General features: G+C 68.1%; 9 protein-coding genes. 4 read left to right on the forward strand and 5 right to left on the reverse strand.

What is annotated here, in order from left to right:
• Positions 1-8: 8 nt before the first annotated feature.
• On the reverse strand, positions 9-2,090 hold the full coding sequence (locus ACFYZB_RS41575) for a SpoIIE family protein phosphatase (protein ID WP_388767086.1): 2,082 nt from the start codon (positions 2,088-2,090) through the stop codon (positions 9-11).
• A 116-nt stretch (positions 2,091-2,206) separates the two neighbouring features.
• On the opposite strand from ACFYZB_RS41575, the gene ACFYZB_RS41580 reads away from it, so the two are divergent.
• Positions 2,207-2,587: a hypothetical protein gene (locus ACFYZB_RS41580; protein WP_388767087.1), complete on the forward strand. Its 381-nt coding sequence runs from the start codon at positions 2,207-2,209 to the stop codon at positions 2,585-2,587.
• 399 nt (positions 2,588-2,986) lie between these two features.
• Positions 2,987-4,717 carry a YhgE/Pip domain-containing protein gene (locus tag ACFYZB_RS41585; protein WP_388767088.1) on the forward strand — a complete coding sequence of 577 codons (1,731 nt, stop codon included), beginning with the start codon at positions 2,987-2,989 and terminating at the stop codon, positions 4,715-4,717.
• A gap of 62 nt (positions 4,718-4,779) precedes the next feature.
• Here the strand turns inward: ACFYZB_RS41585 and ACFYZB_RS41590 are convergent, their stop codons facing one another.
• The 4 genes from ACFYZB_RS41590 to ACFYZB_RS41605 form a co-directional block, all read right to left on the reverse strand.
• Positions 4,780-5,436 carry a LuxR C-terminal-related transcriptional regulator gene (locus tag ACFYZB_RS41590; RefSeq protein ID WP_351215074.1) on the reverse strand — a complete coding sequence of 219 codons (657 nt, stop codon included), beginning with the start codon at positions 5,434-5,436 and terminating at the stop codon, positions 4,780-4,782.
• A 32-nt stretch (positions 5,437-5,468) separates the two neighbouring features.
• Positions 5,469-6,368, reverse strand: coding sequence for an alpha/beta fold hydrolase (locus tag ACFYZB_RS41595; protein ID WP_388767089.1), 900 nt, complete (start codon positions 6,366-6,368; stop codon positions 5,469-5,471).
• A 69-nt stretch (positions 6,369-6,437) separates the two neighbouring features.
• Positions 6,438-7,658, reverse strand: a complete 1,221-nt coding sequence (locus tag ACFYZB_RS41600) for an aromatic acid exporter family protein (RefSeq protein ID WP_388767090.1) — start codon at positions 7,656-7,658, stop codon at positions 6,438-6,440.
• 54 nt (positions 7,659-7,712) lie between these two features.
• Entirely contained in the window at positions 7,713-9,401 is a 1,689-nt protein-coding gene (locus ACFYZB_RS41605; protein WP_388767092.1) for an alpha-keto acid decarboxylase family protein, read from the reverse strand.
• A 297-nt stretch (positions 9,402-9,698) separates the two neighbouring features.
• Between ACFYZB_RS41605 and ACFYZB_RS41610 the strand changes: the two genes are divergently transcribed.
• Both ACFYZB_RS41610 and ACFYZB_RS41615 read left to right on the forward strand, forming a co-directional pair.
• Entirely contained in the window at positions 9,699-10,892 is a 1,194-nt protein-coding gene (locus ACFYZB_RS41610; RefSeq protein ID WP_388767093.1) for a PucR family transcriptional regulator, read from the forward strand.
• A gap of 359 nt (positions 10,893-11,251) precedes the next feature.
• Positions 11,252-11,938 (forward strand): carboxymuconolactone decarboxylase family protein, encoded by a 687-nt coding sequence (locus ACFYZB_RS41615; protein ID WP_388767094.1) that lies wholly within the window; start codon positions 11,252-11,254, stop codon positions 11,936-11,938.
• Positions 11,939-12,064: the final 126 nt, after the last annotated feature.

The following is a 12,064-nucleotide window of genomic DNA, read 5'->3' on the forward strand; positions in this document are numbered from 1 at the left end:
ACCGGCCGCTACCTGGGGCGGGTTGTGATTCGGGGCGGGAGGGTCTGCTCGGCCCAGACCGTCTTGCCGTCGAACGTGTAGCGGACGCCCCAGTTCTGTGCGAGTTGGGCGATGATGAACAAGCCGCGCCCGCCTTCGTCGATGGTCTTCGCGTGGCGCAACCGCGGCGCGACGGGATTGCCGTCGTGGACCTCGCAGGTGAGGGTGCGGTCTTTGATGAGCTGCAACAGGACAGGCGGGGTGCCGTAACGGACAGCGTTGGTGACCAGTTCGCTGACGATCATTTCGGTGGTGTAGGCGCTCTCCTCATCGACTCCCCAAAGGATGAGCTGGTGGCGGACGTGGGTGCGCGCCGCGGCAACGGCTTGGGGGTCGTGGTCGAGATGCCACGTGGCGACCTGGTCGGCGGGGAACGGGTGGGTGCGGGCGAGGAGGAGGATGACGTCGTCGTTGCGGGTGTCGTTCCGCAGCCGGTAGAGCACGTCATCGCACAGATCCTGCAGTGGCCGCTCAGGGTGGGCCAGCACCCGTTGGAGGGTGTCCGGTGACGGTGAGGCTCGCAGCAGTGACGCGGTGTAGAAGGCGAGGACGCTGCCGTCGGCGACAGGGACGGTGGTGGCTGCGAAGGGAGGTCCCTCGGCGGTGCCCAGAGGAGGTCCGGCGGGCAGGTCGGGGATCTGGGTGATCCCGTCGGGATGGGCGATGACGGGTGGGGAATGGCCGGCCAGGGCGATGGTGCAGGTCTGGGCGAGCGGGTCGTGGACCGCGTAGGCGCAGCTTCCGGTGAGGGGCAGGGGGTCGTTGGGCGGCAGGGCCGCGCGTTCCTGGGCCAGGTTGATGGCGGTGTCGTTGAGGCGGGCGAGGAGCTCGTCGGGCTCCAGGTCGAGTGCGGCCAGGGAGCGGATGGCGGTCCCTAGCTGTCCCATGGTGGTGGCCGCGTAGATGCCTTGGCCGACTACTTCGCCAACCACGAGTGCGGTGCGGGTACCGGGCAGGGCGAAGGTGTCGAACCCGCCGCCTCCCCCCGCCTCGGACGGCACGTGCAGATGCGCGGTTTCCACGGTGGTGTGCGTCGCGGTGCTGGACCGCAGCAGGTGGTGCTGGACGGTCAGAGCGATGGTGTGTTCGCGGGTGTAGCGGCGGGCGTTGTCGATGCACAGCGCGGTGTGAGCGGCCACCGCGAGGGCGAGGGTGACATCGTCCCTGTCGTAGACGTCGCCGTGGTCGGTGCGGTACAGGCTCAGCAGTCCCAGCACGGTTCCCCGCAGTGTCAAGGGTGCCGTGATGAGTGCGTGGGCACCGGATGCACCGATCGCCTCGGCACGTGGCGGGTCGGCCGCCAGCCAGGGCGTGTCGGGGCCCAGGGCGACGAGTCGGGGTTTGAGGTCGGCCAGCGTCTGGGCGTAAGGCGTCGGGAACGGCAGGGCGCGCACGTCACCCACCGGATGCGCCCGGGTCTGCTCGTCGCCGCCGCTGTGACCGAAGGCGGCACGGCGCAGCGGCACCTCCGGTCCCAGGGGACTCGGGGGAGGGTCCTCGCCACGCACCACGGCGTCCACCACTTCCACCACTGCGATGTCGGCGAGGTCCGGCACCACGGCCTGCACGAGTTCCTGGCAGGTGGCCACCACGTCGAGGGTCCGTCCCACGTGCTCGCGCACGGAGCTGAGGAGTCGCATGCGGGCGCGCACCTTTTCGCGTTCGGTGACATCGAGCATCTCCGTCAGCAGCCCCCAGATCCTGCCCTCAGCGTCCTCCAGCCGAGCTGCTGAGACGGAGAAGAGGTACTCCGGCCCCGGGGCGCCCTTCGGACGCAACCCCACGAGCCGCTCCCGTGCGGGGGCGCCGTTCTCCAGCACGCTGTACAGCATCGCCTCCACCTCATCGGGTGCGGAAAGGTCATACACGTCGGTGACATGTCGGCCCACGATCTGTTCGGTGGGCACCTCGTGCAGGACCGGCCTGGTGAGGTTGATCCGCAGGATGCGCAGCTCCGTGTCCAAGATCAGCAGCCCGGTAGGGGACTGGCGGAACAGAGCCTCCAGCACCGCAGCACCCTCGCCCGGCGAGACGGCTTCGTTTTGCGCCACGGCAACCCACCTCCACCATCCAGCCTGCACCTGGCCGCTGTGTGGCGCTCCCCGTTGCGGCCTTGGCGTGCTGTTGTCGAGCGCTCTGGCTCACCACCGTCATGGGTGGCGGGGCGTTGCAGGATCAATGCGCCCAGCTCGCCGCACCGGTCGCGCCCCGGCCGGCCCGGCGCGGCGCCGGAGACATCACCGCCGTAGATCAATCCCTTCTCGCCCACCTGGCACACGACGGCCGCGCCTCCCGTCAGGCCCTGTCCACCGACCCGCCCACCGTCGAACGCGGCGTCGAGCAACTGACCCGGTTCGGCGTCTCCGTTGCGACTTCGCCCGCCCTCGGAGGCTGGCCCGTCGCCATCACCTGCCGGGCCAAGGTGCCGCTCGCCGACCTGCCCGCCGTCGGACGCGCCCCGATCCGCCCGCCCGAAACACGCTCGACCCGTACGGCCGCTCCACGGGCGTCGGCACGCCCGACGTCTGGGCCGGACTGCAGACCCTGACGCCACGTGGTCGCAGAGGTCTCCACCACGCCGGACTCCACGCTCCCGCGCCTCGTGGTCTCCGGCCGGACGGGCGCCTGTCGTGCCACCGAGGAGCAGCTGCCGGAGAACACCGTGGCGGACCGCTCCGCGCCCTCGACTACGAATTCCTGTAGGCCGTGCCGGCGAATCGGGCGCCGTCCCACGTCATCATCGAAATCCGGGCCCCATCCGTATCGAGTCGCTGCGCGGCATTGGCGCAGACGGTCCGCATCGGAAGGCGTGCACACCGCGCGCGCCACATCCGCACAGGATCGGCTCGCACGGACGTCGCTCAGGCCGCGCCGCAAACCCAGCCCCAGACCGTCAACCAGGGCCTGTCCGCAGCTCCACCCGGAACCCGAAAGGCATCCGACACCCATGACGATGAATGTTCCCGGCGTGCCGAAGGCCACCGCCCGGCATCTGCTGCGCCGACCGAACCTCTGGCTCTTCCCGACGCTCGTCATGATCGCGGTCAGCGTGCTGGTGTCGCTGTCCTACATCGGAGGCATCATCAACCCCACGGGCAACCTCCACCACCTCCCGATCGCGATCGTCGACGAGGACCAGGCGGTTCACGTCGACGGCCGGAAGGTGCACCTCGGCCGGCAGATCGTCCGGGGCATCACGACCGCGTCGGATTCCCGTCAACGCGTGGAATGGCGGACGCTGAGTCTGCGCGGGGCAGAAGCCGAGATGGACAAAGACGCAGTCTACGGCGCCTTGATCATTCCGGCTGATTTCAGCAGGGGCGTCCTGTCCTTGACCGGCCCCGTCGCGCCCCATGGGACGGCTCCGCGGCAGCCGAGTGTCCATCTGCTCACCAACCCCCGTTCCGGCAGTGTGGCCACCTCCTCGGTTCAAGCCGTCGGAGAGCGAACGATCCACACCGTATCGAGTCGTATCGCCGCGACGCTGGCTGCGCACATGGACCCCGCGCACCACGCGAGCCGCCGGGCGATCCCGACCGCCGAGAAGATGTTGCTGGCCGACCCCGTCACGTTGCACACGAGCGAGCATCGCCCTCTCGGTAACCATTCCGGATTCGGCCTCAGCGCTTTTTACGTCAGCCTCGTCCTCACTCTTGGTGCCTATCTGGGTGCGGGTGTCGTCAGTAGCTCGGTCGATTTCGCTCTGGGATATCAGTCAGCCGAGCGCGGACGTCGCTGGTCCAGCAAGCTGCCGGTCCCGATCACCCGTACCCAAACACTGGTGGCCAAGACCGCCATGTCGGCCGTCCTGTCACCGGTCACCGCGACAGCAATTTTGCTCACGTGCAAATTCGCCCTTCACATGGATACACCCCACTTCGGTCAGCTATGGATCTACTCCGTATGCGCCTCGATCGCCGTCGGGGTGACCGCTCAGACCATCATTTCGCTGGTCGGAGGACTCGGGTCGCTGGTGGGCATGCTCTTCTTCGTCGCCTTGGCGGTGCCCTCGTCCGGGGGGAGCTTCCCCCTCCAGACCGTTCCCAGCCCCTACCGGTGGCTCGCCCAGTTCGAACCCATGCGGCAGATCGACGACGGCGTTCGCGCAATCCTCTACTTCGACGCCCGAGGCGATGCCGGCCTGACGCGTGGCTGGATCATGATCGCCTTGGGGTGTTTCGTCGGCCTGGCCCTGGGACTGATCGTCGCGTGGATCCGTGATCACGGCGGTCACCAGCGGCTCACGAGCCACCAGATCACTGCCGCACATGCACACTTCCGCTCCACGGTCTCCCTCGCGGCCCCAGCCGGCGGTACACAGCACGAATCCGGTGGAAGGCCTGCTCCCCGAACTACGGCGCCCGACCGGCGCAACGCCACCGAGCCAACCCCTCCCTCGCAGGCAGCACCCCGCGTCTTCGGTCGGGTACGGAACTCTTACGGAGACGTTGTGTCCCTGGCCGCCATCACCCTTCTCTCGCTGAATGGGAGCCAACTGGGCCGGATCGGCACGCAATCCGATGGCTCTTACGAAATTGATGCGCCGGCATCCGGAGCCTGCCTCCTTCTTGCTACGGCGGACGACCACCAGCCCCACGCCGCCATCGTTCAGATCGGCGACAGGTCGCGATGCCACGACGTCGTACTGAGCGGACTGAGCGGGACGGTTCCGGCATGACGAGCGGTGGTCCGCCGCCTCCGCCGTTTCGCCCGGTCAGAGTGGGCGGGGCTCGCCCGACGTCACTTGCCTTCTTCGGAGCCGGGGGGCCAGGACGTGGGGCTCAGAATTCCGAGAACATACGCCTTGGCGACCAGTGCGGTCCTGTTCGGCACTTTCAGCAGGCGGCACATCCGGGAGAGATGGTAGTTGACGCCGTCCGCCGTGAGGCCGACCGCCCGGGCGATCAACGCGGAGGTGGCTCCGGACGCGACCAACGCCAGGATGCGTTCTTCTTTCGGTGACAACTCCTGCACCAGATTTGGTTCTGCCCCGTGCGCCATCGGGTCGACGTGCAGGAGCACCATGAGCAGCGTCGGAGTGATGACTTCGTCGCTGACCGGTTCCACGGTGAGTCGGCCGGTTCTCGTCACGCCCACGGCGTCCCACTCGACTCGAATCGGGTAGCGGAAACGACGCCCGAATCGAAGCCCCTCCGAGATCTTGAGCAGTGACTCCTCGTCCGGGGAGACCAGCAGATCGAGCAGGTTGAGATCACGCATATGTCCCGGCGTCAGGCCCCACAGGGCAGAAAATGCGGGATTGGTGATCACCAGCAATCCATCGGGCCGGCTGATCGCAGTGGGTGCCGGCGACCGGTCGAGCAGCCGCAGGAACCGGTTCCGCCAGACCGCCATCTCCTGTCGGAGGTCGGTGCATTCCTCCGGTTCATTGATCATGGACCAGTCGCCTCCTATAACGCGATACGCGATCAATAGCGCTTGTCTTCATGTGCCGAGATCACTTGCTCCGGCGCCTCCAGCGACGGCCAATGGCCCACGTCCGGCAGCTCGAGCAGCCGTGCCCCGGGCACGCAGTCGCGGATCCGCTCGGCGATGTGCGCGCCGGAGACCGGGTCCTCAAGACCCCACACGAACTGAAGCGGAAGGTCTGTCCCCTCGAGCGCCTCGACCCAGCGATCGCGGTACGTCTCCCGATCGCGGACATAGCGCAGCAGCAGATGGGAGTTCAGATGTCCGTCGTCACGGCTGTAAGTCCGCCACATATCCACGCTGTCGGTCAGCGCGTCGTAGGCGGGTGCGAACGTGACGGCGAGGTCGGTGATGAATCCGTCCTGGTCGACCTGCGCGCTCAGCACGGGGCCGAACTGGGAGTCCAGGAGCCGGCTTTGCGCGTTGGTACGCCGGTGCAGTTCGGGGTAGATGCCGCCGTTCATCAGAGTCATGTCGACCAGGGCCACAGACAGCGAACCCTCCGAACGTCGTGCGAGCAGCTCCTGCCCGACCGAGCTGCCGTAGTCATGAGCGACGACCCGGGTGGCACTCAAGCCGTAGTGCGCCCACAGTGCCTCCACCAGATCGGCCTGCTCCATCAGGGAGTAATCGTGCTCGTGCGGCTTAGCGGACGCGCCGAAGCCGAGGAAGTCCGGCATCACCAGGGTGTGGTCGCGGGCCAGCTCGGGCGCCATCTTGGCCCACTGGTGGGACGAAGCCGGGTATCCGTGCAGGAGTGTCAGCGGGGGCCCGCTGCCCATCCGGCGTACGAAGATCAGATGCTCGACGCCGCGCAGGCGGAGAGAGACGTACTCGCCTCCTGACCACCAGGCTTCGACGCCATCGGTTGACCCAGCGGCTGACATTGCGCGCCGCACTCTCGGCTCATGTGACATGTCTACTCTCCGTGTGTCACGACAGACGTTCGAGACAGATGCTCGATCGGATCATCGACTCAGTACGCCACGAACGCTGACAACTTCAGCCGCACCTGCTTCTTCGGGGAGCTCGATGCCGTCCAGGTCAGTGAGGAGTCGCTCCACATCGGCGGCGAGCGAACCGTAGACCTGCCATGCGTTCAGATCGGTCAGTGCGCCACGCTCGAGCAGATCGGTCACCGTTGCATGCCAGGTCAGCATGCAATCGATCACTGTGCGCAACTGCCTCCGGGCATCGCCCTGATGTGCGTCGGCCGCCACACCGAGAGCGGCATATGTGAGGAAGACCTGCCCTGCCAACTCGAGTGCCTCCCCGTATCGCACGGCGAATCCCTGCTTCAGGCCGTGGTCGGTGCCGTCCTGGTCGAGGCTGTCGGCCAGAGTCCTGGCGATGCCTCGCACCTGGAACGACGCCCTGTGGAGAACTTCGCAGGCGTATTCGTAGATTGCGGACATGTGCTGTCGGTGCGCGGCTGCGCGGGCGTTCCAGCGCAGGCTCTCAGCAGCCTTCTGCACCTCGTCGCGAGCGTCCGAGACCTGCCGCTCCAGCTCTCCTGCCCTCTCCAGCCAGAGGTGCGCGTGACTCGCAGACCGTCCTTCCCTCACGTCACGGCCCATGTCCCGCAGCAACGTGCCCGTGCAGCGGGCCAGGCCGCGCACGGCGGCGTCGGACTGGTTGAGATACGTCGGTGGGAAGACCAAGGCATTGACCGCGACTCCCACCGTGGCGCCTGCAAGGGTGGAGACCGCGGGGACGACCACATGCCCGACCGGAGCCGCTGCGGCGGCCGTCAGGCTGATCACCGCAGTCGAAGCGACTTGAAGCCGGTCCTCACCGTTACGACGTCCACCGGTGAGCAGCACCACGATCAGGACGGCCACGATGGCTCCGGCGGTAGCCCCCAGCAACCAGGCGGCGGCGACAGCCAGGGAGACACCTGACACCTGGATCGCCACCCGGCGCGCGGCATGGACCACCGAGCTGTACACCGTGGACGCATTGGCCATGACCAACGCCGTGCCGACGCCGAGGAACTGTTGCTGCCCCGGTAGCCACAAGGCGATGAGCTGCCACGCCAACACCGCTGCGACCAGGCTCTTCACGCCATGGCGCAGGACGTACTCACTCTCTCTCGCACGGACCGTACTGATCATTCGCAGCGCGGCCGTCCAGGCCCGCGGCATTACCGCCGTGCTTCCATGCCGCGTGCCGGGGAGAAAAGGATCCATAGTGCTGTTCCGCCGATGGGGTGTCTCGATGGTCGGTCCGGGTGTCATCGGTGTTCAGCGGACCGCGTCGGCATCCTGGGCAGCGGCGAGCGACTGCCCCGTGGCCCGCACGAGCACCTCCGGAACGTCCGACGGGGGCAGTACGGCCTCCAGCAGCACCAGGTCGGCCGGATCGGCGGCGCCGGCCAGTGCCGCGCTCAGCTCGGCCGGTGTACTCGCCCGCATGGTGGCCGCCGACTCGCCTCCCATGGCCGCCGGGAGCAGGCTCCAGTTCCATCGGGGAATGTCGTTGTAGCGACGCTCCCCACCGTGGAGTACGTTCTCGATGGTGTAGCGGCCGTTGTTGATCAGCAGCACGATCGGCGTGCAGCCTTCCCGCAGATGGGTGCCGAGCTCCTGAGCGGTCACCTGTGCGGAGCCGTCCCCGATGAGCAGAATCGTGCGCCGCCCGGGCGCCGCGAGCTGTGCGCCGAGGGTCGCCGGGAGGGTGTACCCGATGGAGGCCCACAACGGCTGGCCGATGAAAGTCGCCCCGGCCGGCAGCCGCATCGCCTGCGCTCCGAAGAGCGAGGTGCCCAGTTCGGCGACCACTATGTCGCCCGGCCTCAGGAAGCTCTGGACCGTCGGCCAGAACGTCGCGTGACGCAGGGCTTCCGCGCTGTCGGAGGGCGTCTCGTCGGCCAGGTCATCGGCTGAGGCCGGCGGAAGATCCGGGCGCGCCCACGACCGGCCCGACTCGGCCAGCACTCCGGTCAGCGCACGCACGGCGTCCCGCATCGGCAGGGGAGCGAACACCCGGTCGCCGACGTGGGTGGCGCAGGGCTGTATGTCGATGGTCCGCTCCGCGTCGATACGGTGGCTGAATGCAGTGGTGCTGTCGCTGAACCGCACACCGACCGACAGCAGTACGTCGGCCTGCTCGATGGCGGCGAGCACCCGCTTGTCGCTGGCGGCGCCGCAGTAGGTGCCGGTGAAGAAGGGGGCGCTCTCGTCGAGCACGCTTTTGCCCATGGACAGCGTCGCGTTCGGGATCCGGCCGGCAGCGACCAGCTCGGCCACCTCGGCCCGGACACCGAACCGGTCGGCCAGGAAGTCGGCGAGAAGACCCAGTGTGTCGGCCTTGGCCAGCATGGTGCGTGCGGCGTCGGTGAACTCCTCCAGCACCGGGGCCGAAGCCTCCGGCGCCGGTACGAGAAGCGGCTGCGTCGGCGGCTCGGCCGGGCTCGCGGCCACGTCGGTGGGCAGTACGAGGTAGCCAGGACGCCGTTCCCGTTGGCTGGCGGCCAGCACCCGGTCGATCTCGGCGGTCGCGTTGCCCGCGCTCAGGTAGGCCTGGGCCACGGTGACCTCGGCGTGTGCCCGGGCGAAGTGCCGGTAGTCGCCGTCACCGAGGGTGTGGTGGAGCAGCGCGCCGGCCTGTTGTGCCGCCGTGGACGGTGCGCCCACGATGTGGATGACCGGGACGTATTCGGCGTAGGCGCCGGCGATCCCGTTGATCGCGCTGAGCTCGCCCACACCGTAGGTGGTCAGCAGGGCACCGGCCCCGTTGACGCGGGCGTAGCCGTCGGCTGCGTAGGCGGCGTTGAGCTCGTTGGCGTTGCCGACCCAGCTGATGCGGTCGTGCTCGACGATGCGATCGAGGAAGGCCATGTTGTAGTCGCCCGGCACGCCGAACACGTGCTGGACACCGATCTCGTCGAGCCGGGCAAGAAGGTGGTCGCCAACGGTGTAGTCGCCTGTCATGTCTGGACCTCGGTTTCCGGCAGATGCGCCTGTTCCACTGGTTTTTCGCTAACGGTTCGAGCATTTCACTGCATAACGGACAAAACTACGGCGAAAACCTGAAGATGCTGAGCCAGGATTTGTGGAATCCACGAGCCCGGGCCGCTGTCGGGCCAACCGTTCGCCGCTCACCCTTCGACCTCACGGTTCCCCGCGTCCGCACCCCCCGCAGGCCGATCTTCCGTCCCGGATTTGAGATTTTCACCACCCAGCGCTCTGGATCTACGGTGAAAAGCCAGAAATGCTAGGGTCGAGTTCGTGGAATCCGAGAACCCGGCACTGTCGACGCCCCTCTCGGGCGCGGCCCGGAACGCCGTTGCTCAGATCTGCGCGCACATCACCGACGACCTGCCGGTGATCAGTCTCGAGGTCGTCCGGCGAATCCGGGCCGAGATCCCCGACTACGCCGTCGTGCCTACGGAGGAACACCGGGACTTCGTGCTGTACGAGGGCCGCATGCTGTTCGCCGGAATCGCCGAGCAGCGGCCGCCGGGGGAGGAGCAGATCGCCCACGCCCGGGAGCTGGGGCGGCGGCGCGCCGAGCAGGGCCTGCCCATCGAACTCATGCTCGGGGCCTATCACGTCACCTTTCGCGAGGCGTGGAACTTGATCCTGCAGCGGGCCACGGCCGACCACCCCGAGCACGTCGGCGACCTGACGCATCTGGTCACGCTCATCTGGACCTGGATCCGGGTCCTCACCGGCAACGCATCCGAGGCCTACGGCGAGGAAGTCCGGCGCGCTCAGGTCACCCGGGTCACGCTCGCCCACCGGCTGTTCGCCGCGCTCACCGCCGACCCCGTCCAGGTGGAGGCGGCGGCCCCCCTGGCCCAAGCGCTCGGCTACCGAGTCGACGGCGAGTTCCAGGCGCTGTGCCTGCCCGCCGAGGACTGGCAGGACGACCGCACCGAACAGCTGCGCCTTCGGCTGAACGCCCTGACCGGCGAACTCCACTGCGCCACCGCCGGCGCCCGGCTCCTGGTCCTGGGTCAGCGGCACGACCCGGACGCCGTGGCCGCAGCCGCCGCGGCCATCCCGCCGCGGCGGGACGCCACCGCGATCGGCGTCGGCCTGTCCCGCCCCGGCCTGGCCGGGGCGGCGGACAGCGTCACCGACGCGACCCAGGCGCTGTCCCGGACGGGCGAGCAGTGCCGTGTCGTGTACTTCGCCGACGCCTGGCTCGCCGCCGGCCTCGGCGGGCAGGCCACCCGCTTGGCTCCGCTGTTCACCAAGGCCGTGGCCACGGCGCGCACGGACCCCCACCTGGCCCAGGCCGTGGTTGCATTCGCAGACCACGGCCTGTCGGTGGCCGGAGCGGCCCGCGGGTTGCACCTGCACCCGAACTCGCTGGCTTACCGGCTCGGCCGGTGGCACGAACTCACCGGATTCGATCCGCGCAGCGGCGACGGACTCGTCGCGTCCCTGGTCGCGCTCCGTCTCTATCAGACGTGACGGAGGATTCCTTCGCCCTTGTCTGCCGCGGGGTGTGCGCCGCATGGGGACCGAGGCATGCGGGCGGACCGAGCGCATAGGTGCCGACCTGATAGCAGGTAATGCCCGCAGGGAACGCTCACGACAATCACGGCGAGGGCCAACGGCGGGTCGGCACGAATGTTCCATCGAGCCGAAGAGCCTCGCCCGCGCCCGGTCGCGGTAGCACTCTGACCGGAATGCGACTCCATGCCGATTGGCGTAAGCACTACGAGAAGTTGTAGTCGAGCTTCGGTGCGTCGCGGTCACGCAAGCCTAGATTGGCAAATGCAGGCAATCGCCCCGCAGTCCGGCGAGGGCAGCCAACCATTCGAAATGGTGTGGACCTCGAAGACGCGGAGACGGTATGGCATGCGGCCCAACGGCCCGGCATACCGAGTGGCCCATCCACTGCCGCAGCAGAGCAGCACTTCACCGTCGCATTCCCAGAAGGAGCCGTTGTGTCCCGTCTTACCTACCCCGACCGGCAGGAATTTCCCAAGGAACTGCGTGAGTTCCTCGACCAGCTGCCGCAGCACGCGGCATTCGACATGCTGTCGCACTCGCAGGCCACCGTCGAGATCTTCCTTCGGCAGGGCCAGGCGCAGTTCACCCAGCTGACGCTTTCCCCGCGAGACCGTGAACTGACCATTCTGACCACGGCCAGCGCCACGGACTGCGCATACGAGTTCACCCAGCACGTGCCGATCTCAGCATCCGTCGGTGTGTCGGACGCCGTACGGGACGCGATCAAGCGCAAGGACTTCAACGCCCCGGAACTCCCCGGCGACGACCGCGCAATCATCCGCTTCGTGGCCGCGGTCATAGCCGCCCCGACCGTTTCCGACGAGATCTTCTCCGCGGCGAAGGAGCGCCTCACTCCACGCGAGATCCTCGAGATCATGCAGGTGACCGGGTTCTACTGGTCCTTCGGACGGGTCTGCACCGTTCTCGATGTCGAGGTCGAGAAAGACCATGGTGATGCCGTGATCGACGCGAGCCGGCGCATGCAGGTACCGGCGCGGTGACGTGGGGGGGGTGGGGGGCCCGCCCGGGGCCCCCCCCCCCCCCCCCCCCCGCCGGGGCCGGGGGGGGCCGGGGGAAAATTGCCCAGCCGTAGGTTGGGGGGGGGTTGGGGGCCACCCGACGCCACC

The sequence above is a fragment of the Streptomyces sp. NPDC001852 genome, from assembly GCF_042891825.1.
Lineage (GTDB): Bacteria > Actinomycetota > Actinomycetes > Streptomycetales > Streptomycetaceae > Streptomyces.